The 25,688-nt window shown below is 51.8% G+C and carries 24 protein-coding genes; 3 read left to right on the top strand and 21 right to left on the bottom strand.

Annotated elements, in window-relative coordinates; translation table 11 throughout:
• Positions 1–47: 47 nt before the first annotated feature.
• The 8 genes from xerD to FGI41_RS07100 all read right to left on the bottom strand — a co-directional run bounded on the left by xerD (position 48) and on the right by FGI41_RS07100 (position 6,283).
• The gene (xerD, locus tag FGI41_RS07065) at positions 48–935 is read right to left on the bottom strand and encodes a site-specific tyrosine recombinase XerD (protein ID WP_139489259.1); all 888 of its coding nucleotides are present in this window, start codon (positions 933–935) and stop codon (positions 48–50) included.
• Between the two features lie 84 nt (positions 936–1,019).
• On the bottom strand, positions 1,020–1,259 hold the full coding sequence (locus FGI41_RS07070) for a DUF4227 family protein (protein ID WP_139489260.1): 240 nt from the start codon (positions 1,257–1,259) through the stop codon (positions 1,020–1,022).
• A gap of 75 nt (positions 1,260–1,334) precedes the next feature.
• Complete coding sequence (ald, locus tag FGI41_RS07075; RefSeq protein ID WP_139489261.1) at positions 1,335–2,465, bottom strand: alanine dehydrogenase; 1,131 nt, start codon at positions 2,463–2,465, stop codon at positions 1,335–1,337.
• 100 nt (positions 2,466–2,565) lie between these two features.
• Entirely contained in the window at positions 2,566–3,027 is a 462-nt protein-coding gene (fur, locus tag FGI41_RS07080) for a ferric iron uptake transcriptional regulator (RefSeq protein ID WP_139489262.1), read from the bottom strand.
• 94 nt (positions 3,028–3,121) lie between these two features.
• Entirely contained in the window at positions 3,122–3,748 is a 627-nt protein-coding gene (gene spoIIM / locus FGI41_RS07085; RefSeq protein ID WP_139489263.1) for a stage II sporulation protein M, read from the bottom strand.
• Positions 3,749–3,900: 152 nt separating this feature from the next.
• On the bottom strand, positions 3,901–4,470 hold the full coding sequence (locus FGI41_RS07090) for a very short patch repair endonuclease (RefSeq protein ID WP_139489264.1): 570 nt from the start codon (positions 4,468–4,470) through the stop codon (positions 3,901–3,903).
• A 78-nt stretch (positions 4,471–4,548) separates the two neighbouring features.
• Positions 4,549–5,733: an endonuclease Q family protein gene (locus FGI41_RS07095; protein ID WP_139489265.1), complete on the bottom strand. Its 1,185-nt coding sequence runs from the start codon at positions 5,731–5,733 to the stop codon at positions 4,549–4,551.
• Complete coding sequence (locus tag FGI41_RS07100) at positions 5,726–6,283, bottom strand: NUDIX domain-containing protein (RefSeq protein WP_139489266.1); 558 nt, start codon at positions 6,281–6,283, stop codon at positions 5,726–5,728. The genes FGI41_RS07095 and FGI41_RS07100 overlap by 8 nt, the downstream gene beginning before the upstream one ends.
• Positions 6,284–6,382: 99 nt before the next feature.
• On the opposite strand from FGI41_RS07100, the gene mciZ reads away from it, so the two are divergent.
• The gene (gene mciZ / locus FGI41_RS07105) at positions 6,383–6,529 is read left to right on the top strand and encodes a Z-ring formation inhibitor MciZ (protein WP_139489267.1); all 147 of its coding nucleotides are present in this window, start codon (positions 6,383–6,385) and stop codon (positions 6,527–6,529) included.
• Here the strand turns inward: mciZ and FGI41_RS07110 are convergent.
• From FGI41_RS07110 to FGI41_RS07135, 6 genes are all read right to left on the bottom strand, one after another.
• Positions 6,526–7,848 carry a DUF3866 family protein gene (locus tag FGI41_RS07110; protein ID WP_139489268.1) on the bottom strand — a complete coding sequence of 441 codons (1,323 nt, stop codon included), beginning with the start codon at positions 7,846–7,848 and terminating at the stop codon, positions 6,526–6,528. The genes mciZ and FGI41_RS07110 overlap by 4 nt on opposite strands.
• Before the next feature lie 173 nt (positions 7,849–8,021).
• Positions 8,022–9,137, bottom strand: a complete 1,116-nt coding sequence (locus FGI41_RS07115; RefSeq protein ID WP_139489269.1) for a M20/M25/M40 family metallo-hydrolase — start codon at positions 9,135–9,137, stop codon at positions 8,022–8,024.
• Positions 9,138–9,264: 127 nt separating this feature from the next.
• A complete protein-coding gene (locus tag FGI41_RS07120) occupies positions 9,265–10,821 on the bottom strand; it encodes an acyl-CoA carboxylase subunit beta (protein ID WP_139489270.1) in 1,557 nt (518 codons plus the stop codon).
• The gene (mce, locus tag FGI41_RS07125) at positions 10,814–11,656 is read right to left on the bottom strand and encodes a methylmalonyl-CoA epimerase (protein WP_139489271.1); all 843 of its coding nucleotides are present in this window, start codon (positions 11,654–11,656) and stop codon (positions 10,814–10,816) included. Before mce ends, FGI41_RS07120 begins: the two co-directional genes overlap by 8 nt.
• Positions 11,657–11,703: 47 nt before the next feature.
• Positions 11,704–13,356 carry an acyl-CoA mutase large subunit family protein gene (locus FGI41_RS07130; protein WP_139489272.1) on the bottom strand — a complete coding sequence of 551 codons (1,653 nt, stop codon included), beginning with the start codon at positions 13,354–13,356 and terminating at the stop codon, positions 11,704–11,706.
• 333 nt (positions 13,357–13,689) lie between these two features.
• Positions 13,690–15,786, bottom strand: coding sequence for a copper amine oxidase N-terminal domain-containing protein (locus tag FGI41_RS07135; RefSeq protein ID WP_139489273.1), 2,097 nt, complete (start codon positions 15,784–15,786; stop codon positions 13,690–13,692).
• A gap of 250 nt (positions 15,787–16,036) precedes the next feature.
• Here FGI41_RS07135 and FGI41_RS07140 point away from each other — a divergent pair, with 250 nt between their 5' ends.
• Both FGI41_RS07140 and FGI41_RS07145 read left to right on the top strand, forming a co-directional pair.
• Complete coding sequence (locus FGI41_RS07140; protein ID WP_139489274.1) at positions 16,037–16,300, top strand: hypothetical protein; 264 nt, start codon at positions 16,037–16,039, stop codon at positions 16,298–16,300.
• Between the two features lie 97 nt (positions 16,301–16,397).
• A complete protein-coding gene (locus FGI41_RS07145; RefSeq protein ID WP_139489275.1) occupies positions 16,398–16,973 on the top strand; it encodes a GNAT family N-acetyltransferase in 576 nt (191 codons plus the stop codon).
• Positions 16,974–17,043: 70 nt separating this feature from the next.
• On the opposite strand, the gene FGI41_RS07150 is transcribed toward FGI41_RS07145, so the two are convergent.
• From FGI41_RS07150 to FGI41_RS07180, 7 genes are all read right to left on the bottom strand, one after another.
• Positions 17,044–18,402: a dihydrolipoamide acetyltransferase family protein gene (locus tag FGI41_RS07150; protein ID WP_139489276.1), complete on the bottom strand. Its 1,359-nt coding sequence runs from the start codon at positions 18,400–18,402 to the stop codon at positions 17,044–17,046.
• Between the two features lie 23 nt (positions 18,403–18,425).
• Entirely contained in the window at positions 18,426–19,409 is a 984-nt protein-coding gene (locus tag FGI41_RS07155) for an alpha-ketoacid dehydrogenase subunit beta (RefSeq protein ID WP_139489277.1), read from the bottom strand.
• Between the two features lie 13 nt (positions 19,410–19,422).
• A complete protein-coding gene (locus FGI41_RS07160) occupies positions 19,423–20,415 on the bottom strand; it encodes a thiamine pyrophosphate-dependent dehydrogenase E1 component subunit alpha (protein WP_139489278.1) in 993 nt (330 codons plus the stop codon).
• Between the two features lie 28 nt (positions 20,416–20,443).
• The gene (gene lpdA, locus FGI41_RS07165) at positions 20,444–21,865 is read right to left on the bottom strand and encodes a dihydrolipoyl dehydrogenase (protein WP_139489279.1); all 1,422 of its coding nucleotides are present in this window, start codon (positions 21,863–21,865) and stop codon (positions 20,444–20,446) included.
• Positions 21,866–21,893: 28 nt separating this feature from the next.
• Positions 21,894–22,250 (bottom strand): hypothetical protein, encoded by a 357-nt coding sequence (locus FGI41_RS07170; protein ID WP_139489280.1) that lies wholly within the window; start codon positions 22,248–22,250, stop codon positions 21,894–21,896.
• Between the two features lie 40 nt (positions 22,251–22,290).
• A complete protein-coding gene (locus tag FGI41_RS07175; protein WP_139489281.1) occupies positions 22,291–23,382 on the bottom strand; it encodes a Leu/Phe/Val dehydrogenase in 1,092 nt (363 codons plus the stop codon).
• A gap of 229 nt (positions 23,383–23,611) precedes the next feature.
• On the bottom strand, positions 23,612–25,687 hold the full coding sequence (locus FGI41_RS07180; protein WP_139489282.1) for a sigma 54-interacting transcriptional regulator: 2,076 nt from the start codon (positions 25,685–25,687) through the stop codon (positions 23,612–23,614).
• Between the last annotated feature and the right edge of the window lies 1 nt (position 25,688).

Below are 25,688 nucleotides of genomic sequence, written 5' to 3' on the forward strand. Positions count from 1 at the left end.
CCTCTGTACGTTCCTGTAAAAAATGCTGGTGATTGAAAAAAGAGAGCCTACGCTCTCGGGTGGGATTTGGCATACACATCTTTGATCCTTGTTTTGGTCACGTGGGTGTAGATCTGCGTCGTGGAGATATCGGCATGACCAAGCATCTCTTGAACCGAACGCAAGTCAGCCCCGTTCTCCAGCAGGTGCGTGGCAAACGAGTGTCTGAGCGTATGCGGGGTAATCTCCGCTCTCACTCCTGCCTGTACAGCGTACTTCTTGATGATCTTCCAGAAACCTTGGCGGGTCATCCGCTTGCCCAAGTGATTCAAAAACAGGGCGTGATCGTTGCCTTGTTTGAGTAGCTTGGGACGACCCTGTTCTATGTATCTGCGCACGACATCGATGGCGATACTTCCAAGCGGGATCATACGCTCCTTGGAACCTTTGCCCATGCATTTGAGAAAACCCATGTCGAGATTAACGTCGCCTATGTCTAATGACACCAGCTCTGAGACGCGGATTCCGGTCGCATAGAGAAGCTCCAGCATCCCTTTATCACGCATCCCAGGAGCGGTGTTTACCTTTGGCCCTTCCAAAAGCATCTCGACCTCTTGAATCGAGAGTACTTTGGGCAGACGCTTTTCCATCTTCGGTGTTTCCAAATGAATTGAAGGATCGTGCTCAAGATGTTTGTCGCGTACAAGGAATTGATAGAACGCGCGGATCGAAGCCATGTTGCGGGAAATGGTAGCTGTCGCCCGACCTTTTTCTTTAAGCATCAGCAGATAGCCTGAGATGTGGCTACGTGTCGTGTCCTGGATCTGCGAAATCCCCTGCTCTCGCAAATACGCATTGTACATGACCAAGTCGCGTTGGTATGACTCCAGCGTATTGGCGGCCAGTCCTTTTTCCACTGCCAAAAAGTGGGTGAAGTGATCAATAAGCATATCCATTGGAGCGACTTCTCCTTCAAGGTGAAATAGTACCTTTATCCCATTCCACAACCGTTCGGAAAAATCCTCTTTTTTCGCCTGAAATCATTCCCCGACCGTGTAAAAAAGCTGTAAACGTTCGTAATACCAGTCTAACTCATGGCTATGCTTTCCGTTGAGTATTTTGATCACCTTGACGGCATTGCCGTGTGGCTCCCTGTACGGGTTGGCCGGTAAGAAACGCTCGGACAAAAAGGTAACAATCCCGTAGCAGATGAGAGCACAAGTGATAAATACGAGGAAGAAGCGCACCAATTCCATCAAACGACGAACAGGAAAAACCATAGCACAACTGCCCTCCTTGCGCAAGTCTCTACCTTATCCTATGCGGCGTGTCCTACTCCGCATAACCGCGGATATTTAGAGAGGAACGTCGGTTAAGACATCGCTGAGCGGGCTAAATGAGAGTCCGAGTGATTTGGCCACTGCTTCATAGGTGACCTGACCGTTCAACACATTGACACCACGGGCAAGTGCTTTATTCTGAATGATCGCTTGACGGTAGCCTTTGGTGGCAAGCTGCAGACCGTATGGCACGGTTACATTTTCAAGCGCAATGGTTGAGGTGCGTGGGACAGCGCCCGGCATATTGGCGACGGCATAGTGAACGACCCCGTACTTCTCATAAGTCGGTTCGCTGTGGGTGGTGATGCGGTCGATGGTTTCGATGGAGCCGCCTTGGTCAATCGCCACGTCGACGATAACAGAGCCTGATGACATGGATTTGACCATCTCCTCGGTGACGAGCTTAGGCGCACGCGCACCAGGGATGAGTACCGCACCGACCAGCAGATCGGCCTGCTTGACGGCTTGCGCGATGTTGTAGCTGTTGGACATCAGGGTACGCAGACGGCCTTGGAACTGGTCATCGAGCTGGCGCAGACGGTTGGCATTGATATCGAGGATCGTTACGTCAGCACCGAGGCCGAGTGCCATCTTGGCTGCGTTGACACCGACGATCCCGCCGCCGACGATGGTGACTTTACCCGGTAACACACCCGGCACACCGCCGAGCAGGATGCCTTTTCCACCGTGCATTTTTTCGAGGAATTGCGCCCCGATCTGTACGGACATGCGGCCCGCTACCTCGCTCATCGGCATCAACAGCGGCAGAGCACCGTCGTCTGTCTGGATCGTCTCGTAGGCAATCGCCACGACTTTTTTGTCCATCAGCGCTTGGGTCAGCTCGCGTTCAGGTGCCAGGTGCAGATAGGTGAACAGAATGAGTCCTTCACGGAAATAGCCGTATTCCTGTGCCAGCGGTTCTTTTACCTTGCAGATCATCTCTGATGTATTCCAGACCTGTGCGGCGTCTGGTAACATCGTCGCTCCTGCTGCTTGGTAGTCTTCGTCCTGAAAGCCGCTGCCCACACCTGCGCCTGCTTCCACATAGACCTCGTGACCTGCCTTGATGTACGCGGTCACACCTGCCGGGGTCAAGCCTACACGGTTTTCGTTGTTCTTAATCTCTTTGGGTACACCGATCTTCATTTGTATGTTTCCTCCTCGAAAAAGGCATTCTTACCATTAGCATGCCACACGGGAGCAAAACCCAAACGAAAAAAACTTCTCCCGTTATAAGAGAAGTTTATTATTTAAAGTCGTCGATTTTGACTTTATCGATGCAACGTTTGCAGATCCCGTAGAACGTCAAGCGGTGGTCGAGGATCGTGAAGTTGTAATCGTTGTGTACCCGCTGCTCCATCCCCTCGAGCAGGTCTTCGAAGATCTCATCCACGGTCCCGCAGTTCATGCAGACCAGGTGGTGGTGGTGATGCTCTGCATTGTCATCACGCAGGTCATATCGTGCTACGCCGTCTCCGAAATTCATCTTATGAATAATCCGTAATTCACTAAGCAGTTCAAGTGTCCGATAGACGGTTGCCAAGCCAATTTCGGGGGCTTTTTCTTTGACCAAAAGGTACACATCTTCAGCACTGAGATGATCTTCTTCGTTTTCTAAGAGTACGCGAACAGTTGCTTCCCGTTGCGGAGTCAGTTTGTAGTGGTGAGATTGTAGCTGTTGCTTAATCTTCTCGATTTTTTCTTCCATGGTTGCCCCTCCCCGTTCGCATCGAACCTTTCCTTATTATAGTGGAGGGGTATTGTTTTAGTCAAATGAATCTGTTCTTATATTGGAATCATTCTTAATTAAATGCGTACTGCATCAGCATCGGTGACACATAGGTCTCAAGCAGTGCGGCGAGAGTCAGGACGATGAACATAACGCCGACGAGCATGGAATAATTGACGAAATGCGGCATGATGCTGTCTCTCTTGGTGAGCAGCCGTGTCTTGATCAGGCGCAGGGAAAAGGAGATCCCAGCGACGCCGACGATCAACAGAGCAGGTACGGCCAGCATGTTTTGCGGCAGAACGCCAAACATCGCAAACGTGAGTCCCTTCCATTGCATTTCGCTGACGAGGAAGCCGACGGTGAACCCGACCACGATGCCTTTGAGGAACAATAAAAGTAAAATCATCGGCAAGCCAATGATGGATAGTCCGAGAATCCACAGAATCGCGACGGTTTTGAGATAATGCCCGAAGGCTTGTTCAAAATGCAGCGTCGAGTCGGGAATGCCGCCCTTTTCGATGGTCGTAAAAAAGTACTGAAGAAAGCCAAGCAGCTCTTGCTTTTGCGTAAAAGCCAGCGAGTTGACCAGAACGGCGCCGAAGATGATGCCCATCGTAAATAACACGAGGGTGAAGACATAGAGCGACTGGTTTTCTTTTAAATAGAGAGAAATGGTTTGTCCAAAGCGTGTTCTCACGTACGCTCGCCTCCTGAGTGCTGGTTACTTTCATAAGTATGCGGGGGCGGGCGGATGTATGACGGAGGAGTGACGGCAGAATAGCGAAAAAATGGCGAAAGACTAACGGAAGAACGATCAACGAAGAGAACCCCGGAAATATTCCGAGGTTCTTATTTTGCTACGGTTTCATTAGAGATGGGGGTTGTTAGGGAATCGATGATTTTGAGCGTCTGACCGAGCGGAATGGATACGCTGTTCTCCCACTCCTCCATGCTTGCAGCTGATTCATACCTGGCATCATCTCGGGTGGCTTCATCCTTGATACGGAAGTTACGTATATAGCCAATCCACTCGGCGATCCGATCCACGGTGCCTGACAGGTCTGCTTTGGCTTCATGCTCCCAGATCCGCAGCAGATTCCAGTCTTTACTCCGATAGAACTCGTTGACCTTGGCATCTCGGTCTTGGTTGCGCTTGAATTTTTGCAGCCAAAAGTCTGTGTTGGTCTTGGGGATGACACAGTGCTTGGGACAGGCGTGCCAAAAGCAGGAGTCGATGAAGATGACGACTTTGTATTTTTTGATGGCGATGTCAGGCTTGCCGAACATGTTTTTGACATTGCGGCGGAAGCGGATGCCGCGGTTCCACAGCTCTTGGGCGATGCGTCTTTCCAGATGGGAGATGGATCGGATGGCTTGCATGTTTTTGCGGCGTTGTTCGGGGGTAAATACGTCGGCCATCGCGGCTCAACTCCTTCTGAATATACTTGTCCTTTTCTTAATCAAGAGGCTTCCCTCCGAGATGGAAGGAAGCCTTCTTTACTCTACCCCTATCCTCCCATAGACCCCCGCTCCACCCGCTTTCACACTCAGTGAACCTGTGCGTGCGAGAGCGATAGTGTGAGCTACTTTTTCCCCTACAACGCGCGCGAGCTCCTGTTCCCCTACGCGGTGCAGAATGTTCATCTCTGTACCGAACGCTTCATATAACTTCGCCTTCGTCTTCGGCCCAAGTCCAGGAATGAACTCCAGTGGAAATTGCTCCACGTAAGGTGGACGATGGTCGGGATGTGTACCGAACGCGCTGTCCGCCAGCTCCTTGATACGTTCATCTACGCCGTGCACCACGGCTTTTTTCCCACAGTCTGGACAACGGCCTTCTGCTGTAGCAGGTTGTGTCGAGCCGCAGCCTTGACACGCGGTCTGATGATATTTTCCAAGACGCGGATGCAAGCCGTAGTTAGCGATCACCCGTCTGTCGTCTTGGTGGCGAAGCACCTTGACGAATTCTGCAAAACAAGGCTCCTTGACCGCCATCTGCTGATACTCACGGCCGATCTTCGCCAGCGAATGGGCGTCCGAGTTGGTCAAAAAAGTCTTATCATGCAGCTCGCTGATCGTATCGGCCATATCGCTGTTGGAGCTAAGACCAAGCTCCACCCCATAGATCAGATTCGGGTCAGCCACCTCTGCCAGATGGTCCGTACAACTGCCGTACAATCCTTTATGCGGAGTGAAAATATGCGCGGGTACGATCACACCGCCGTTCTCAGCAATAAAAGCCTGAAGCTCCCGAAGTGAACCGCGCATGCGTTGGGAGCTGAGGTGGACGTTTTTGAGTCGTTGTCTGAGCCAATCAGTAAAGCGCTGCATATCTGCGACTGTAGGCAGATAGCAGAGAAAATGGGCTTCGCCTCTGTCCGGTTCTTTTACCTCGATTTCACAGCCGAGGATCAGCATCGTGTTTTTATAGGTGACACCGCCGTCTGGATGCGGTTTGGCCAACCCTCGGTCAATCAGCTCCAACAGCTCCTCCTGCACCTCTGGTGAGTGGGAGTCGATGATGCCGATCATCTCCATCCCTTTGCGCTCGGAGGCTTCTTCTAGGATCGCGGAGAGTGTCATTTTGCGAGAGGCGGTGATTTTGACGGGCTTGCCGCTTTTCGTGCCACCGATATGGATGTGCATGTCGGCAAAAACGGGCGTGAGTGTTGGCTTAGCCATGCTGCTTTAAGAGCTGGTTCTCCCAAGCGAAAAGGGCGAGGACGGTTTTGGCGTCGCGAATCTCGCCGGTTTCGTGGAGTTTTTTGGCTTCTTCCAGCGTCAGATGCAGAATCTCGACGAATTCATCCTCATCCGGTCGGCTCTCCCCTGCAGTCAGGCCGGTTGCCATATATAAATGTAGAATCTCGTCAGCAAAGCCCGGTGAGGTATAAAACGAGCTGATATGGGTATACTGGGATGCCTGATAGCCTGTTTCTTCCTCCAGCTCACGTTTGGCGCATTCGAGCGGGTCTTCCCCTTTTTCCAGCTTGCCTGCCGGGACCTCTAGGATAGAGCGCTCCAGTGGCTTGCGGAATTGGCGGACACATACCATTTGACCATCATCCGTGATCGGGATGACCGCTACTGCGCCAGGGTGGTTGACGATTTCGCGTTTGGACGTGTTGCCGTTGGGCAGCAGAACCTCGTCTACCTTCACCTTGATTACTTTTCCGTCAAAAATCGGTTGGCTGGATATCGTTTTTTCGTATAGTGGGTCGTTTGTTGCCATGTTTTTTCCTCCTCAAAGCTAGTTCTATTCTCTCTACCTTATCCATATCCTAGCAACATGTAAAGCTTGTCCACACATTTACCCAGGAGGCGTTGTCTGATGAAAACGTATGTAAGCCCATCCTCTGTTCGTATGGTCGGAAAAGCTTGGGAGATCCGTGCTACCCTTCGCGGCTGGGCCGGAAAAGATATGACGCTCTCCGAATGGCTTACACGCATGGATCAGGCGAAGAAGCGCCGGGATTAGGATAATAACGAAAGCGCCATCTTCGCCGCTGCATATGCGGTCTGAAACGGACTCGGGTCACGCCACAGGTCACGTCCCATGGTGGTGATCGGCTCTGGATAGGTCTGTTGTATAATGGCAAGCTCCTCTACGGTTGGAGCTGTTACATAATGAACGTGATGACGGTCGGACAAGCCAGCTTGTGCGGCCTGTTGTTGGATGAGCTGGTTTCGGGGATCTTGTTGCAGGTCATCTGGCATACAATCATGATCGTCCTCTTTACCAAGCCCGCTCTGTAGGTCACATCGTATTTCTTGATCAGAAGACTGTTTCCCCAACAACGGAATCGGGACAACAGCTTGGGTCAGCGCAAACTTTTTCAGCACCGTCCGTGTATGGTGACTGATGCCCCTGTGCCTCTCTCTCGCCTCAGCAAAACTGATACGGGGCACGACCACCGGAATCCCCTCTAACAGCGAAACAGCGTGGATCATCTCAGCCAGCTGCATCCCGGAAAAACCAAGCGGTGTACCCGTCCCGACCACGCCGGGGCCCAGAATACATAAGATGATGTCGGCTTGAGCCAGATGTTTGGCTGCCAGAAGCCCCGTGTGGAGATTGACCGCCTCGTAGTCCCCGCCCCATGCGTGACCAACCGTTACGGTACAGTCGATCAGGCCGGCTTCTTTGAGTTGATGGACATGTCGGCTCCAGGCAATGGGCAAGGCTGCGCCATCTGGCATGACATAGGCAATACGGAGTTTGCCAGCCAGATGGTGCAACGACAACGCCAGCATCGGTAAGAGGCTATGTAATTCCCCGATCAACACAGGGGTCCGCTCCAGTGTCAAGGTCTCGTCGCAAAACAGCTCGTGATACGGACTACCCTGCTCCTCCACCGCATCAACAGCCAGCTGCCACGGGGTGTATCTCATTTTTATGATGTGTCCCCAATCGGTTGGATACTCATCGGAATCGGTGAAATCCTGTTTTTTTGCCAGGATAAAATGATAGCCGCCTGTGCCAAGGCGAAGATCGACTGCTGTGGTGTTGAGGATCACGATGTCGCCGATTTGGCATGGGGTTCGAGGGGATTCGGTTGGACGATTTATTGTTTGAGAGCTTGCTTTTGTATAGTAAACCGCTTTAGCCGTGATCTTATTAGATGTTATCTTCTCCGTGTGCATATGTGGGAAACCGATTTTTCCCGCTTCCCCCTGCTTCTCCGTCCCCGCTTCAGATGACTCCAACAATCCGTCCAACATCTCAACCTCTACAATCTGTACCCCCGCACGCTCTTCTACGATCCTGTTGACTCGGCCCTCGCGTAAGTGAAGCAACGCCGCTCCCCCTCCCCATGCCGTATGTTTTTATCTATTCAACCTTATGTAAGAAGTATGAATTTAAGACGGGGACAGGGGTATGAACGGAACGCAAAAAAAACGAGGAGCTTTGGGGCTCCCCGTTTTCTTCATCTACGCCATACCGCTTAGCTGCTTTTATTTCTTCTATCCTATTCCAAGCACTCTTCCACAACCGCAAGTACCAGCTCAGCTGCTTTGTACAGCTCTTCAAGTGGCATACGCTCGTTGGTGGTATGAATTTCTTCGTAACCGATCCCGAAGTTGACGGATGGTACGCCATAGCCGTTGAAGGCATTTCCGTCGCTGCCGCCGCCGCTGCTTTGCAGGTCTGGTGTGCGGCCTACGCGTTTTACAGCGTTGATTGCTTTTTGCAGAACGGGTGTGTTCTCATCGAACTTGTAGCCGCTGTACATGAACATTACTTCGTTCTCGACGCGTGCACCGAATTCTTCAGCTGCTTCTTCAAAAGCGGCAACCATCTTTTTCAGCTGCTCTTCCAGCTTATCGTTGACCAGGCTGCGGCACTCGGACCAGATCTCTACATAGTCGGTCACGATGTTGTACGCTTGACCACCGACAAAACGGCCGATGTTGGCAGTTGTGTCTTCATCAATACGGCCCAGTGGCATGCGGGAGATCGCTTTGGAAGCTACTTGAATGGCGCTGATGCCTTTTTCAGGAGCAACGCCTGCGTGTGCGGATTTACCGTGCACCTTGGTAACGATACGGTATTGGCCTGCACCAGCTTTGATGATCTCGCCCACTTTACCAGTGGAGTCGAGGATGAAGCCCATCTCTGCTTTCAGCTTGCTTGCGTCCATGTTGCGGGAACCCATGAGACCGGATTCTTCGCCTGTGGTGATGACGATTTGGATGGTTGGATGCGGCAGGTTCTTTTCTTTGAGCAGGCGCATCGCTTCAAAGATCGCGGCGATCCCTGCTTTGTCGTCTGCACCGAGGATGGTGGTGCCGTCTGTTACGACATAGCCGTCTTTTACAGAAGGTTTTACACCTTTACCAGGGACAACGGTGTCCATATGGCTGGAGAAAAGAATCGCTGGACCTTTTGCAGTGCCTTCGAGAGTCGCGAAGATATTGTTGCCTTCGTGTCCGATTTTTTCGCCTGCATTGTCTTCTTCAACAGAGAAACCCATGTCGGTCAGCTTTTGCTTGAGGACCTCAGCGATCTTCCCTTCGAATTTGGTCTCGCTATCGATTTGTACAAGCTCCAAAAATTCTTGGAGAATGCGCTCCTGATTAATCATCTCATCTTACCCCCGGTTTCGCGGAATGTGAAGTTGCACAAGTTATGTAACGCCTTCAAGTATACCACGGATAGGCGGATGACAAGAAGACGAAATGAACTTTTTTCGACGGGCAAACTATTTTTGACTACAGTGGAATGTTGCCGTGCTTCTTCTTCGGACGGCTCTCTTCTTTATTGCGCAGCATATCGAGAGAGTGCTTGAGGTATTTGCGGGTTTCACGCGGGTCGATGACATCATCCACCATTCCGTGCTCAGCCGCTACATATGGGTTAGCGAACATATCGCGGTATTCAGCGATCTTGGCTTGACGAGTCGCTACTGGATCTTCACTGCCTTCGATCTCACGGGCGAAAATGATGTTGGCTGCCCCTTCTGGACCCATAACCGCGATCTCTGCGTTCGGCCACGCGTAGACCACGTCAGCACCGATCGCTTTGGAGTTGAGCGCTACATACGCTCCGCCGTATGCTTTACGCGTGATGACCGTGATTTTTGGCACGGTTGCTTCAGAGTAAGCATAGAGGATTTTGGCACCGTGACGGATGATCCCGCCATGCTCTTGATTGATCCCTGGGAAGAAGCCGGTTACGTCCTCAAAAGTGATCAGCGGTACGTTGTACGAGTCGCACGTGCGGATAAAACGGGCCAGCTTGTCCGAGGAGTCGATGTCGAGACCGCCTGCCATCACCTTCGGCTGGTTGGCAATCAGACCCACTGTATGACCGTCGATGCGACCATAGCCGACGACAATGTTGCGGGCGAAGTCAGGCTGTACTTCCATGAAATCACCGTTGTCGACGATCATTTCCAGCACTTTTTTCACGTCGTATACCTTGGTTCCAGCTACCGGCACAAGGTCGATGATATCTTCGAGCCAATCGCCGGAATCACCCGTGTACTCGATGCTCGGTGGTGCTTCTTTATAGCTTTGCGGCAGGAAGGAAAGCAGGCGGCGCACTTCCTCAAGCACTTCCGGTTCGGTCGCAGCCGTGAAGTGAGCATTCCCGCTGATGGATGAGTGGACGCGCGCGCCCCCTAAGTCTTCACTGGAGATTTTTTCTCCGGTAACGGTCTCGATAACCTTAGGACCGGTGATGAACATCTGGGAGGTCTTCTCCACCATGAACACATAGTCGGTGATTGCTGGAGAATAGACCGCACCACCCGCGCATGGGCCGAGAATGACAGAGATCTGTGGAATAACGCCAGAGTAGATGGAGTTGCGGTAGAAAATATGACCGTAGCCGTCAAGAGAAACAACACCCTCTTGGATACGCGCACCGCCAGAGTCGTTCAGGCCGATGACAGGTGCGCCGTTTTTCGCGGCAAGATCCATGATGTTGGTGATCTTCTTCGCATGCATCTCGCCAAGCGCACCGCCGAATACGGTGAAATCTTGGGCAAAGACGTAGACGAGGCGGCCATTCACCTTGCCGTATCCGGTCACAACGCCTTCACCTGGCGCTTCCAGCTTATCCATGCCGAAGTTGGTGGCACGGTGTTTGATAAATGGGTTCAGCTCAACGAACGTGTCTCGGTCGAGCAAAATATCAATCCGCTCGCGAGCGGTCAGCTTGCCGCGGTTATGCTGGGCTTCGATCCGCTTATCGCCTCCGCCCAGCTCTACCTTGCGCTTGCGGTCGTACAGTTCACTGATTTTGTTATACATCGCTTCACTCATGACCCTGACCTCCGTTGTCTGCTGGGTATTGGCACAGTTCAAACAGGACGCCGCCAGCCGCTTTCGGATGCAGGAAGGCGATGCGTGCGCCGTGTGCGCCATCTTTCGGGGTTTCGTTGATCAGTTGAACACCATTGGCTTTCAGGTTGGCCAGTCGTTCGTCGATGTTGTCTACATCAAGGGCGATATGGTGGATGCCTTCGCCGCGTTTTTCGATGAACTTAGCGATTGGGCTCTCTGGGCTGAGCGGCTCTAACAGCTCGAAGCGGGTCTCGCCGATCCCAAGGAACGCCACCTTGACCTGCTCACTCTCCACCACTTCGGTTCCGAGCAGCTGCAGACCCAATTGCTCATAATAGAAAGGCAATGCGGCATCGATGGATTTGACCGCGATCCCGATATGTGCGATCTGTTTTGGCGGTTTGGTGAAGGTCATGGCTTTGCCTTTGGCATGCTGGTAGACAAAATCAACCGCTTCTTGTGTCGGTGTACCCGGTGTGAAGATTTTTTTGATGCCTTGTGACTCCAGGAACGGGATATCCTCCTGTGGAATCACACCACCGCCAAACACGATGATGTCATCTGCGCCCTTTTCCTTGAGCAGACGGACGACCTCTGGGAACAATTCATTGTGCGCCCCAGACAGACAAGACAAGCCGATGAACTCAACGTCTTCCTGAATGGCCGCATTGACGATCTGCGCCGGAGTCTGACGCAGACCGGTATAGACGACTTCAAGCCCGCCGTCGCGCAGAGCCTGAGCGACGACCAGCGCCCCACGGTCATGACCGTCAAGACCTGGCTTGGCAACCAAAACGCGAATTTTTCTCTCCATTACATATATCCCCCTAAGCGGTGTATGGACCGAGTGATCGATCGGGCCTATACCGCGCGATATTCTCCAAATTCTTGTCTCAACACACCGCAAATCTCACCGATGGTCGCATACGCGCGGACACAATCGAGGATCAACGGCATCAGGTTATCCGTCCCCTTCGCTCCTTCACGCAAGCGATTGAGCGTTTGGTCGACTAACTGATTATCACGGCGTCCACGCAGCTCTTCAAGCTTTTCTTTTTGCTTTTGGCCCAAGGATGGGTCTACGCGAAGCAGATCTGGCTGTGGTTCGTTTTCGATGCGGAATTTATTCATCCCGACCACGATCTCTTCGCCGGATTCAATTTTGCGTTGGGTGTCATAGGATTGCTTGTGGATCTCACGCTGCATGTAGCCTGCCTCGACAGCAGATACCGCTCCACCCATCTTTTCGATCTTTTCCATGTATTCTAAGACACGCAGCTCCAGCTGATCAGTCAGGTTCTCGATATAGTAAGAACCAGCCAGCGGGTCAACCGTGTCTGTTACGCCGCTCTCATACCCGATGATCTGCTGGGTACGGAGTGCGATGCGGGCAGAATCTTCGGTTGGCAGTGCGAGTGCTTCGTCACGGGAATTGGTGTGCAGACTCTGTGTGCCGCCGAGTACGGCTGCGAGTGCTTGCATGGTGACGCGGACGATGTTGTTATCCGGCTGTTGTGCAGTGAGTGTGGAGCCGCCTGTCTGTGTATGGACGCGGAACTGCCAAGATTTCGGGTTCTTCGCGTTGTAGCGCTCACGCATGAGACGAGCCCAGATGCGGCGTGCGGCGCGAAACTTGGCGATCTCTTCAAAGAAGTTGTTGTGTGCATTAAAGAAGAAGGACAGCTGTGGCGCAAACTTGTCGATATCAAGCCCGGCCTGCAGAGCCGCTTCGACGTAGGCAATCCCGTCTGCCAGCGTAAATGCCACTTCCTGCACCGCGCTTGCTCCTGCTTCGCGGATATGGTAGCCGCTGATACTGATTGTATTCCATTTCGGAACATGTTCAGCACAGTAGGCAAAAATATCGGTAATCAGACGCATCGACGGCTTCGGCGGGAAAATGTAGGTGCCGCGTGCGATATATTCTTTTAAAATATCGTTTTGGATTGTACCAGACAGCTTCTCAGACGTCACCCCTTGCTTCTCCGCTACGGCAATGTACATCGCCAGCAGCACAGAGGCAGGTGCATTGATCGTCATCGAGGTACTTACTTTATCAAGCGGGATATGGGCTAACAGGGTTTCCATGTCTTCAAGGGAGTCAATCGCCACCCCTACTTTACCCACTTCCCCTGTCGCCATCGGGTCGTCGGAATCGTAACCAATCTGTGTCGGCAGGTCAAAGGCGACACTCAGACCTGTCTGCCCCTGCTCCAACAGGTAACGGAAACGCTTGTTGGTCTCTTCGGCTGAACCAAAACCCGCATACTGACGCATTGTCCAAAGCCTTCCACGGTACATCGTCGGCTGTACCCCGCGAGTATATGGATACTCACCCGGGAGACCGATATTTTCCATGTAAGCGTCATCAATATTCTCCGGAACATAGAGACGTTCTACCTCGATATCTGAAGAGGTGGTAAAACGCTCTTTGCGCTCTGGAGATTTCGCCAAGCGACCAGCCACTTGCTGTTGCCACTCTTGATAGATTTGAGTAAAATCTTTGTTGGACACTTATGGTTTCCCCCATTTCCAAACTTTCATTGTACGTGATATATCTTTAGTTTCATTCTAGCACAGACCATCGGTTTTTCAACGAAACTTCTGAGAATTCACCTAATGTCAGACTATTTTTGCAGTGATCCAAGGAGGGTATCTCATGCGTAAACATCAATCCACAGTCGCCAAAATCATCATCGTCCTGTTGGTGGTCTCTTTGATCGTTCCGGCCTTCTATGTATTTAGCCCATATTGATCGGGATCGGAAGCGAATCACCAAAAAGGAAAGCCCTCTCGTTCGCAGTCAAAGTGCAAACGAGAGGGCTTTTGTATGTGGCAGGGTAACAACTATTTGTAGAGAACCACGCTGGAGGTCGTTGCATCCCATGTAAGACGATACTTGAGGGTATCAGCGACGAAACGGACTGGCACCATTGGCATGTTGTTTTTCAGATAGACAGCTGCTGGGAGTGTATAGGCTTTGCCGTTTACTTTTACGGTTTTGGAGCCTACTGTGAATTCGATCTTGGTGGAACCGCTGATTACGGTAGCGGATGTTTTGCTCCAGTTAGTGGTAAGCTTCGCACCATCACGCAGCAATTGGGCAGGGACAAAAGTATTGCCTGCTACCGTCTGTGGTGCTGCTGTCAGCGAATAACGCTTGCCGCCAAGGGTAAAGGCTGCATCATTGAGCTTGAAGCTAACCGCGTTCTTGTATGGGTTGCCGATCGTCACAGGACGAGCGAACAGCAGGTTGCGCTCTTCAGAAGAGTAGACACCGATGCTGTAGAGGCTTTGTGCGGCCGGGGTTTTGATGTTGGCTTGTTCACTTACCGCGATGTTAACTGCTGTGCTTGCCGCCACGTCTTGAGCTGGATAGATCACCAGGTTTTGACCACGGGTGGTTACATAGCTAGGGGTATAGCCGTTCACCGTAACAGTGGTGTTGGTGATGTATGCAGGAACAGCGAACCCGGATGGGAACGATACTTCGATGAAGTCTTGGTTTTTCTTGAGTGGAACACCAAGAGCTTTAATTCCAACGGTTACGCCAGTAGCTACACTTGGAGTCGTTTTGCTCAAAGCGATGGTAGCGGTGCTGTTGTTCACCGGTACTGGTGTGGTAGGTGTCGTAGGCGTAGTTGGAGTTGTCGGCGTAGTCGGTGTGGTTGGGATGCTGCCAGAGCCGGTTACACTGAACTTGCGGGATACATAGCTGTCACCCTCGTATTTAACGGTCAGCGCATATTCACTGCTTGGTGTAATTGGGTTTTTCAACCACGCTTCATAAGCAAATACGATTTTTGCAGTGCTTGAGGAGCTGAAGCTGGAAGGGGTTTTCAGGCTGACCTTCTTGCCGCTGATTGCAACAGAGTATGGTTTGGTATTGTTGATGGTAACCGAGCTGGAATCGATGTAGCCTGGAACCATGTCGATGCTTGGGAACTCTACTTCGATCGTGCTGTTGGAGTACAGTTTTTCGTCGAGGCTTACTTCAAAGGAGTAAGAAGAACGGCTGCCTGCATTGTAATCAGACAAGGTCACCGGATAGTTCGAGTAGGTTGGCGTGGTGCTTGTGCTGCCTTTTTTGATCTCGAACTCTTCGGACTCATAGGTCTCACTGTCATATTCGACCTCGATGGTGTAATCATCATCAGCTGTCTTCGGTGTTTTCAGACCGAAGTCAGAGGTGAACTCGATCTCCAGCTCATCATCGCCGGATGCACCGGAAGGAACTTTGAGCTTAAGCTCAGAGCTGCTCACTTCTTCCACATCGGACGCTGTGTAGCCGTTGATCTCGACCTCATCAGAATCAAGGCTGTTCGGGATCATATCGCTGGTTGGGAACGTAACATAAATCCACTTGGAGCTGACCAGATCGTCTTCAAGGTCAAAAGCGCCGAGTGTCAGAGACGTTTTTTCACCTGTCGTGGTTTTACCGAAGGAAACATCGAATTCGTCGGAGTTGGAGCTGCTGCCTCCATCGTCTTCGATATCAATTTCGCCGTATTCATAGGAGGATTCATTGGTTGTTCTGACGCCCACTTCGTAGGTATCTTCATCTTCCGGGTTGGTGATCCCGTCCATGATCTCTACCTCAATGGTATCTCCCTCCGAATAATCATCGGCCACTTCAATCTCGATTACTTTGCCGGATACATCTACGGAGTTCGGTTCATCGCCGTCCACTTCTACATCGTCTTCACTGATGCCAGAAGAGACACCGAAATCGGAATCAAACTTGATGTAGATGATGTCGCCTTCTTCCAAGTCTTCTTCCAAATCAAACTCAATGGTATAGTCCGTATCTGCATCAACTTCGGTATCGCCTGCATCTACAAAAACGCCGTCGATGGCGTGAGCTTTCGGAACAAATGTAAAAGGTGTAACAGCTAATGCTGATGCCAGCACGACGCTGATCCGTTTGGTATTATTTTTTTTCATAATTGCCTCCCCAATTCTTTATCTATGTCCCCAGTTGAAAACAATGGTTACAGTTTACCATAAAGTAGCTGAAGATTGTTTTAATAGCAAACAATTTATAAACTTTTATGGATTGAAAACTGTCTTTCTACTACTATGACGGGGTAGGGATGGAAAACGTTACACTTTTCGTGGAAAAATCTTTTGGGTGGGTGGTGTTCCTCATTGCTAGGGGGTGGGGTGACGACGGCTGGCAGGAGGCGTGCCTCGATTGAAAAACCGCAAGGGTGTTATTTCTGTCCGCTTCGGAAAAAGAAAGGACTATGGGCGGGGCAAAAACATCTGGGTATTACAAAGAAGTGAGACTGTTTGCCCCTGGGTTGCTCAGAGAAGGTCGTATGTCCTTTCTTATTCCTACGCTAAGTTGGTTTTTCAAAAGAGGCTTGCCTCCTGCCAGCCGCCGTCTCCCCTGCCAACTTGGGATCACCTACCCGTGAAGATTTATACAAAAGATGTAGCCTTTTCTGTGAAGTAATATGAAATAAAAAAGAACTTATTAATAAGAACTTATTTCCAATACACTATCAATTTTGTATAGTATACCTACATACAAAAAAGGGGGCTTCTTCAAGATGGGAACCTATCAAGAGCAGAGACCAGTGCGATTCCTAGAGGGTGAGAAGATTTATCTGCGACCGATCAGTATGGCGGATGCGGAGTTGTATTTTCATCATCTGTATCATCCGGAGGGACGCAGGCTGACGGGGACGCAGTTGATTCATACGAAGGAGCAGATCGAGCGGTATTTTGAAGGGAAAATGCAGGACCGCTCCTCTGTTCTGCTGTTGATTGCCTTGCGGGAGACGGACGAGGTGATTGGGGATGTGGCGCTTCAGAGTATTGATTCGTACAACCGGAATGCGAATATTCGGATTGCCATCTTCCAAGATGAGCATCAGGGCAAGGGCTATGGCTCTGAGGCGATGAAATTGATGCTGGATTATGGGTTTGGGATTGTGAACCTGCATCGGATCGAGTTGAATGTGTGGTCGTATAATGAGCGGGCCTCACATGTGTATGAGAAGCTCGGATTTAAGCGTGAGGGTGTGCAGAAGGATGCGTTGTACTACAACCATGAGTACCATGATTCGATCCTGATGGCGATCCTCGAAGATGAGTACCGGACCTTACATAAAAAGAAGGTCTAAGAACATAGAAAAAAGACGCCCATGATGATGGCGTCTTTTTTTGGTATATCTTGCGCTGGTGAGCGCTGTATTAATAGAGCTTGGTGTCTGGTCCGATGTTCTCCAACTTTTGTTTGACAGCTTGGAGGAAACGGCCGCAGACGAGACCGTCGAGTACGCGGTGGTCTAAGGAGAGGCAGAGGTTGACCATAGAGCGGACTGCGATCATGTCGTTGATTACCACTGGGCGCTTGACGATGGACTCTACACTGAGGATCGCTGCTTGTGGAGCGTTGATGATCGGCGTGGACATGACAGAGCCGAAAGAGCCCGTGTTGTTAACCGTGAACGTACCGCCTGTCATGTCATCCATAGTGAGCTTGCCTGCACGGGTGCGGGCTGCGAGATCTTCGATAGATTTGGCGATACCGTAGACAGATTTTTGGTCAGCATCTTTGATCACTGGTACATACAGAGCGTCGTCTGTTGCTACCGCGATGGAGATGTTGATGTTTTTCTTCACGATGATTTTATCGCCAGCCCATTGGGAGTTGAGCATTGGGAATTCTTTGAGCGACTCCACCACGGCTTTGATGAAGAACGGCAGGAAGGTGAGGTTGACACCTTCTTTTTTCTTGAACTCGTCTTTGACACTGCTGCGGTAGTTGACGAGGTTGGTTACGTCTACTTCGACCATGGTCCAAGCGTGTGGTGCTTCGTGCTTGGATTGTACCATGCGGTTGGCGATGGTTTTGCGGATTGGTGTCACTGGGATCACCTGGTCGCCTGTTGCCACTGGGATGTCGTAGGATACGTTGGCTGCCGGAGTGCTTGTAGGCACTTGTGCCGCCGTTACGGTTGGAGTCTGGGTCACTTGAGCAGCTGCTGGTGCTGCTTGTGGTGCTGGTGCTTCCGCCACTGGTGCAGGAGCCGCTGCCGGAGCCTGACCGCCTGCATCAATGATTGCCTGCACGTCTTTACGGGTCACACGGCCTTCTGCGCCGGTACCTGCTACACGGGACAGGTCGATGTTGTGCTCTTGTGCGAGGCGCATAACAGCTGGGGAATAGCGTTGTTTTGGTGCATCGCCCGCTGCTGGTGCAGGGGTGCTTGGAGCTGCTGCTTGTGGAACTGCGGCTGCTGGAGTTGCCGCTGGTGCAGGAGCTGCCTGTGGTGCTGGCGCTGCTGCCGGAGCAGGTGCGGATGCGCCGCCTTCTTCTTCGATATACAGAATCAGGGTGCCGACTGCTACTGTCTCCCCTTCTGCGACCACGATTTGGGATACGCGTCCGGATACAGTGGAAGGCACTTCTGCGTTTACTTTATCGGTGGTGACTTCTGCGAGTGGATCGTACTTTTTCACGACATCGCCTACGTTGACGAGCCATTTGGAGATGGTACCCTCGGTCACACTCTCCCCGAGTTGGGGCATAAGCACTTGTGTTGCCATGATTATATCCTCCTAGCTAGTGATTAAAAGAGTGCGAGTTCACGCATTGCTTCCAGAACTTTTTCCGGAGTGATCATGAAGAATTTTTCCATTGGCGGGCTGTATGGCATCGCTGGTACGTCCGGACCGCAAAGACGTCTTACTGGAGCGTCGAGGTCGAACAGGCAGTTTTCTGCTACGATTGCTGCTACTTCACCGCCGATACCGCCTTCTTTGTTGTCTTCATGGATGACCAGCACTTTTCCTGTTTTGGAAGCGGCTTGGATGATCGCATCCTTGTCGAGCGGATACAGGGTGCGCAGGTCGAGGACGTGTGCGCTGATGCCTTCTGCAGCGAGCTTCTCTGCTGCCTGCAGGGCGAAGTGCAGGGTCAGACCATAGGAGATGACAGTGATGTCTGTACCTTCGCGCTTCACGTCCGCTTTGCCGATTGGCAGGACGTAATCGGTATCAGGTACTTCGCCTTTGATCAGACGGTAGCAACGCTTGTGCTCGAAGAACAGCACCGGGTCGTTGTCGCGGATCGCCGCTTTGAGCAGACCTTTGGCATCGTATGGTGTAGATGGTGCTACGATCTTGAGACCTGGTGTGCTGTTAAACATTGCCTCCACAGATTGGGAGTGATACAGCGCACCGTGTACACCGCCGCCAAAAGGAGCACGGATGGTAATTGGGCAATTCCAGTCGCCTGCAGAACGGTAGCGCATTTTCGCTGCTTCGGAGACGATCTGGTTGACTGCTGGCATGATAAAGTCCGCAAACTGCATCTCTGCGATTGGACGCATCCCTACAGCTGCTGCACCGATTGCCACACCCGCGATCGCGGATTCAGCCAGTGGTGTATCGATAACGCGTTCTTCGCCGAATTCTTCAATCAAACCCATGGAGGCACGGAATACGCCCCCGCGTATCCCTACGTCTTCCCCTAAAAGGAAAACGCTCGGATCGCGGCGCATCTCTTCACGCATCGCCAAGGTAACTGCTTCGATAAAGGTCATGACTGCCATGTTCTCTTACCCCCTAAGAACCGTATACGTGATCTAAAGTAGACTCTGGTGTTGGATATGGAGCATTCTCCGCGTAATCGGTAGCTTCATCCACTTCCGCCTGTACTTTTTGGAGTACTTCTTGCTCAGAAGCATCGTCCATCAAGCCGACAGATTTGAGATAGTTCGCAAACTGGATGATTGGGTCTTTCTTCTTCGCTTCTTCCACTTCTTCACGGGAACGGTACACACGGTCATCGTCGTCGGAAGAGTGTGGAACAAGACGGTACATGACCGCTTCGATCAGGGTTGGGCCTTCGCCGTTACGGCCGCGCTCAACCGCTTCTTTGACGACACGGTACACTTCGATAGGGTCGTTCCCGTCGATGCTCACGCCTTTGAAGCCATAACCGATGGCACGGTCTGCCACGGATTCACACGCCAGCTGCTTGCTGAGTGGGACGGAGATCGCGTATTTGTTGTTTTCGCAGAAGAAGATAACCGGGAGCTTGTGTACACCCGCGAAGTTTGCGCCTTCATGGAAGTCACCTTGGTTGGAGGAACCTTCACCAAAGGAGGTGTAGACCACTGGGTTCTTCCCTGTCATACGGCCTGCAAGCGCGATCCCTACTGCGTGTGGAACCTGCGTGGTAACCGGGCTGGAGCCTGTGAGGATATTGAATTTTTTACCGCCGAAGTGACCAGGCATCTGGCGTCCGCCGCTGTTCGGATCTTCTGCTTTGGCAAAAGCGGTCAGCATGGTATCGCGCGCTGACTGTCCTGCTACGAGAACGATTCCGAGGTCACGGTAGTATGGGCAGAAGTAGTCTCTGCCGATTTCAAATGCGAAGGCAGCGCCGACTTGAGCAGCTTCCTGACCTTGGCAGGAGATGACGAACGGTACCTTGCCCGCACGGTTCAGCAGCCATTGGCGCTCGTCAAGCTTGCGTGCCAACAGCATGTAGTAATACATATCCAACACTTGCTGATCGGTAAGTCCGACCGCTTCATGACGTTTGGTTGACATGGGGTAGCCTCCTTAGTGGACGTGTGTTTTAGGCATGAATCGCGAGGCCGTCTACCGCGAGAGCAGCTTCGCCGATTGCTTCTGAGAGGGTTGGATGCGGGTGGATGGTGTGGCCGATCTCCCATGGAGTCGCATCCAGCACCTTCGCGAGTGCCGCTTCGGAAATCATGTCGGTCACGTGTGGGCCAATCATGTGGACACCGAGGACATCGTTTGTTTTTGCATCTGCGACAATTTTGACAAAACCGTCATTTTCACCGGCAACGAGTGCTTTACCAAGTGCCTTGAAGCTGAATTTGCCGACTTTGACATCAAAGCCTTTGTCTTTGGCCTCTGCCTCGGACAGACCGATGCTTGCGATCTCTGGGCGGCTGTAGGTGCAGCGTGCCACTTTGGTGTTGTCGAGCGGGTGAATATTCTGACCTGCCATATGTTCAACAGCAAGGATTCCTTCGTGAGCAGCGACGTGGGCCAGCTGCATGCCGCCGATGACGTCACCAATCGCGTAGATGTGGCCTTCTGCCGTTTGGTAATTCTCGTTGACGACGACGAATCCGCGGTCGACTTTCACCTCTGTACCTTCGAGACCGAGGTTTTCGGTGTTTGGCACACGGCCTACGGATACGAGCATTTTTTCAGCGGTGAAGGTCTGCTCAGCATCGCCTACTTTTGCCTTGACGGTTACTTGACCGCCTTCGGTAGAGACGGTGTCAGCCAGTACGCCTGCACCTGTGACGATTTTGACGCCGCGTTTTTTGAGCAGGCGGGTCATTTCTTTGCTGATCTCTTCGTCTTCGGTCACGAGGATGCGGTCTGCATACTCTACCACTGTTACTTCTACGCCAAAATCGTTAAACATAGAAGCCCATTCGATCCCGATTACACCGCCGCCGACGATGATGATCGATTTTGGCACCTCGGTCAATTCAAGTGCTTCGTCGCTGGTCATGACATATTGACCGTCGACTTTAAGCCCTGGAAGAGTGCGTGGACGGGAACCCGTCGCAATCATGAGAAAACGTGGAACGATGATTTCTTGCTCACCGTCTGGAGTCTCGATGCGGACAGCACCAGCCTGCGGGGAGAAGATGGATGGACCCATGACACGGCCAAAACCTTGGAAAATCTTGATTTTGCCCTTGTTCATCAGGTATTGCACGCCTTTGTGCAGAGTGTCGATGATGCCTTGCTTACGCTGTTGCACGCGGGAGAAGTCAAGACGTACGTTTTCAGTGAGTACGCCGAATTTTTCGCTTTCCAGAGTCGTTGCATATACTTCTGCACTGCGCAGAAGCGCCTTGGAAGGGACGCAACCGCGGTGCAGGCAAGTTCCGCCTAATTTATCTTTTTCGACGATCGCTACAGACATGCCGAGTTGGGCTGCGCGAATCGCTGCCACATAGCCGCCTGTACCTCCGCCGAGAACAACGAGGTCAAATTCTTGGGACATGATAGACATCTCCTTGTTTTACGATTTGCTAAGATAGTTCCACGATTGAAAGCGCATTTTCAATGATTCGGGTCTGTTCCGTGTGGATTGGATAGCCGCCCACATCATGAAACGGGATGTGAAGAGACTCTGCAATATCATAACCCAGCTTGACGGCCGTCTGATTGTGGCAGAACTCTCCATCCTCGTAGCAAAAAGCGATCACCGCATCCAGCTTGCAGAGGTTGATCCCTGTGTTGTGAAGGAGATCGAGGAGTAGGTTTTTTCCTGTAGAAATATCAACCTTCTCCTCGATCAACACCCTGGCATCGTCTGAGACGATCACATCCAAGTGGGTGCGGGCCGCTGTTATGAGCAGGAGGCGAATATGTTTGCGCATCACCATAACTCCTCCCTCCTCATCCGTTCAAACGTTGGTTAACAGCTTATCTGGAAAGAGCAGATTTTGGGTTGAGCAAGAATTTATTGCGGGATTTCGCTACGCGGGCAATACGTTCTTCTGCCATGCGGTCAGCCGCTACATAAGAAGGAACGCCGTCACGCTCGGAAATCTCATACACCTTCAAAATGGAATCGTAGATGGTATCTACTTTTTTCAGAGCGCGTTCGCGGTTGTAGCCTTGGAGCTCGTCGGCTACGTTGATCAGACCGCCTGCGTTGATTACATAGTCTGGTGCGTAGATGATGCCTTTTTCATGGATGATATCGCCGTGGCGCTCTTCTTTGAGCTGGTTGTTCGCTGCACCGGCGATAACGCGTGCTTTGAGGAGCGGAATGGTGTCGTCGTTGATGATCGCACCTAGCGCGCATGGAGCAAAGATGTCGCAATCTACGCTGAAGATTTCATTGACGCCCACAGCTTTTGCACCGAAGTCTTCGACAGCGCGGTTCACGTTGTCTTGGTTGATGTCGGTGACGATCAGGTGTGCGCCTTCTTCGTGGAGGTGTTTGCACAGGTTGTAGGCTACGTTACCTACGCCTTGCACCGCTACCACTTTACCGGACAGATCATCTGTACCGTATTGCAGTTTTGCTGCGGCTTTCATCCCTTTGTACACGCCATATGCAGTGACTGGAGATGGGTTGCCGGAGGAGCCGAATGCCGGGGATACGCCTGTGACGAAATCGGTCTCCATATGGATGAGGTCCATATCTGCTACAGTGGTTCCTACGTCTTCTGCTGTGATGTAACGACCATTGAGGCCTTGAATGAAACGGCCAAATGCGCGGAACAATTCTTCGCTCTTGTCTTTTTTCGGATCACCGATGATTACGGTTTTACCTCCACCAAGATTCAAGCCGGCTGCTGCTGCTTTATAGGTCATGCCGCGCGCGAGGCGCAGAGCATCAATAATCGCGTCTTCTTCGGAAGCATACGTCCACATGCGGGTACCACCCAATGCTGGACCCAGCGTTGTATCGTGAATGGCGATAATGGCTTTGAGGCCGGAAGTTTCATCTTGGCAGAATACCACTTGTTCGTAATCGTATTTTTGCAGGTAATCGAAAATTTTCATGAGAAAACCCTCCCGTAACAAAAGCTTAGTTGAAATTGTCAGCGTCCAGTGATCTATCTTGCCTAGTTTTTACTGGAGTACCACTGCCTATGTACATATGCAAAAGCCGTGCCAACTCGAAAAAATGATGAAAGCGCTTTATTCCCTTTACCCCGGCAACGTATTTCACGAAAAATGCGTGCAAGTTTTTGCATGGGTACGCAAAAGTTTGCACGCAAGAATTTGCACGCTACGAAATGCCGGTTTGCTGATCTATCCCTAGTTTATCCATTTTATAATATAAATTACGCAACGAGATTCCGAGTTTTTTGGCGGCATCTGTCCGATTGCCCTTGGCTGCGGTCAGTTCACGGATGATGTGTGCACGCTCTGCTTCCTCCACTACTTCCTTGAGCGAGCGGCCCGGTTCGCCTGGTGCCTCCTGATGTGTTGTCGCCTGCGGTGTGACTGACTTGGCTGTCAGCGGTGGCAGATGGCTTGGGAGAATGACTTTTTCGGTATATTTCATATGAATGATGGCTCGGCCCAGCACATTCTCCAGCTCACGTACGTTGCCCGGCCATTGGTAATCACACAGGATTTTCAGTGTATCTGGCGACAGCTCGTCAACACTTCGGCCATACTCGAGATTATACTTGCGCACGAGGTGCAGGGAGAGTGCACGGATGTCCTCGCTGCGCTGGCGAAGCGGCGGGATGTGGATGGGTACTACATTGAGACGGTAGTACAGGTCTTCGCGGAACTGACCGGATTGAATCGCCGACTCCAGATTGACGTGAGTAGCCGCAATGACACGGACATCGATTGGGATTGCCTTGGTGCCGCCGACGCGGAGGATTTCTTTTTCCTGCAGGACGCGCAGAAGCTTGACCTGCATGCCCATCGACAGCTCCCCGATCTCATCGAGGAAAATCGTACCGCCGCTAGCCTCTTCGAACAGACCCCGCTTCCCACCGCGCTTGGCTCCGGTAAAGGCCCCTTCCTCGTAGCCGAACAGCTCACTCTCAAGCAATGTCTCTGAGAGGGCGGCACAGTTGACGCGGATAAACTGGTTGTACTTGCGGGTGCTTGCATTGTGAATCGCATGGGCGAACAGCTCTTTTCCTGTGCCGGATTCTCCGCGCAACAGGACGGTTGCTGGCGTGAGCGCCGCTTTTTTCGCTTGCTCGGCGGCTACCTTCATCGGTTCGCTCTCGCCGATGATTTCGTCAAACGTATATTTGGCCTCAAGGGTACGGATGATCCGTCTGGCCTTCTCCAGCTCCTCGGACAGCATCTTGAACTCAGAGATATCGTGGATAACCCCGACACTCCCTTTCAGCTCGCCGTTGACAAGGACAGGCGCTACATTGACCACGACGTCTTTTTTCATCGGGCCCAGCTTCATGCGGACACCGCGTACCGGCTTTTTGGTATGCAGGACCTGCATGTGCATACTCTCGCCTTCACTGATGTCAACGGTGGCAGGCTTGCCGATCACATCCTCGGGGCTAAGTCCGGTAATCCGTGTATAGGCCGGGTTGATCAAAAGACCGATCCCGTTGCCGTCCACGACCGAGATCGCTTCATCTGATGATTGCAAAATCCCCTGCAGCATGGACTGCAATTCGTTGAGGTCTGTCACTTGATCGACCAGTGCCATGATCTCGGTGATATCGCGGAAAATGGCAACCGCTCCGATCACATCGCCCATTTCGCTGATAATCGGGACTCGGTTGGTGATGATACGGGTTTTGTTGGGGAGTTCCTGCTCTTGGTTGAGTTCGGGCTGTCCTGTCTGAAGTACGATGTGCAGGCGGGTGTTGGCGATGCAATTGGCTGCTTCTTGGCCAAGCACATCTTGGGCTTTGACACCCATCAGGCGTTCTGCTGATTTATTAAAAAGTGTGACGATCCCCTCCTGATTGACCGCGATCATCGCGTCATGGGTGGAGTTGAGCATCGTGTCGTATTCGTGCTTGCTCCGGCTCAGCGTGTTGATCAGTTGGTCGCGCTCGGCAATCAGCTTCATCACCAGGCTGGTAAACGTACCTGGGATCAGCACCGTCTTATCCGCTTTGCGTGCCATGATATCATCGTAAGTCTCCCAATGTCCGGTCGCTTCTAAGATGATATCGATGTCTTGGGTCAAGTAAGGCGCATAGTCGCTCCCCACTTCAATCCCCATCAAACGGGCAAGCCGGATCCCCGGAGCATCCGGGTTATGATCGATCACGGCAACGACTTGAATTCCGTCGAGATTGTGCATCACTTCAAGCAGCGTCGAGCCACCCTTCCCCGCTCCGACAATCAGCAGTCTGTGCATG

The sequence above is a fragment of the Brevibacillus dissolubilis genome, from assembly GCF_006170445.1.
Lineage (GTDB): Bacteria > Bacillota > Bacilli > Brevibacillales > Brevibacillaceae > Brevibacillus_B > Brevibacillus_B dissolubilis.

Coding starts and splice junctions, on each gene's coding strand:
- FGI41_RS07095 (WP_139489265.1), bottom strand. CDS start 5,733: ATGGCTAAGCCAACACTCACGCCCGTTTTTGCCGACATGCACATCCAT.
- ald (WP_139489261.1), bottom strand. CDS start 2,465: ATGAAGATCGGTGTACCCAAAGAGATTAAGAACAACGAAAACCGTGTA.
- FGI41_RS07145 (WP_139489275.1), top strand. CDS start 16,398: ATGGGAACCTATCAAGAGCAGAGACCAGTGCGATTCCTAGAGGGTGAG.
- FGI41_RS07150 (WP_139489276.1), bottom strand. CDS start 18,402: ATGGCAACACAAGTGCTTATGCCCCAACTCGGGGAGAGTGTGACCGAG.
- lpdA (WP_139489279.1), bottom strand. CDS start 21,865: ATGTCCCAAGAATTTGACCTCGTTGTTCTCGGCGGAGGTACAGGCGGC.
- FGI41_RS07160 (WP_139489278.1), bottom strand. CDS start 20,415: ATGTCAACCAAACGTCATGAAGCGGTCGGACTTACCGATCAGCAAGTG.
- FGI41_RS07175 (WP_139489281.1), bottom strand. CDS start 23,382: ATGAAAATTTTCGATTACCTGCAAAAATACGATTACGAACAAGTGGTA.
- fur (WP_139489262.1), bottom strand. CDS start 3,027: ATGGAAGAAAAAATCGAGAAGATTAAGCAACAGCTACAATCTCACCAC.
- xerD (WP_139489259.1), bottom strand. CDS start 935: ATGGATATGCTTATTGATCACTTCACCCACTTTTTGGCAGTGGAAAAA.
- FGI41_RS07070 (WP_139489260.1), bottom strand. CDS start 1,259: ATGGTTTTTCCTGTTCGTCGTTTGATGGAATTGGTGCGCTTCTTCCTC.
- FGI41_RS07170 (WP_139489280.1), bottom strand. CDS start 22,250: ATGGTGATGCGCAAACATATTCGCCTCCTGCTCATAACAGCGGCCCGC.
- mciZ (WP_139489267.1), top strand. CDS start 6,383: ATGAAAACGTATGTAAGCCCATCCTCTGTTCGTATGGTCGGAAAAGCT.
- FGI41_RS07115 (WP_139489269.1), bottom strand. CDS start 9,137: ATGATTAATCAGGAGCGCATTCTCCAAGAATTTTTGGAGCTTGTACAA.
- FGI41_RS07180 (WP_139489282.1), bottom strand. CDS start 25,687: ATGCACAGACTGCTGATTGTCGGAGCGGGGAAGGGTGGCTCGACGCTG.
- FGI41_RS07135 (WP_139489273.1), bottom strand. CDS start 15,786: ATGAAAAAAAATAATACCAAACGGATCAGCGTCGTGCTGGCATCAGCA.
- FGI41_RS07155 (WP_139489277.1), bottom strand. CDS start 19,409: ATGGCAGTCATGACCTTTATCGAAGCAGTTACCTTGGCGATGCGTGAA.
- FGI41_RS07090 (WP_139489264.1), bottom strand. CDS start 4,470: ATGGCCGACGTATTTACCCCCGAACAACGCCGCAAAAACATGCAAGCC.
- FGI41_RS07100 (WP_139489266.1), bottom strand. CDS start 6,283: ATGGCAACAAACGACCCACTATACGAAAAAACGATATCCAGCCAACCG.
- FGI41_RS07120 (WP_139489270.1), bottom strand. CDS start 10,821: ATGAGTGAAGCGATGTATAACAAAATCAGTGAACTGTACGACCGCAAG.
- mce (WP_139489271.1), bottom strand. CDS start 11,656: ATGGAGAGAAAAATTCGCGTTTTGGTTGCCAAGCCAGGTCTTGACGGT.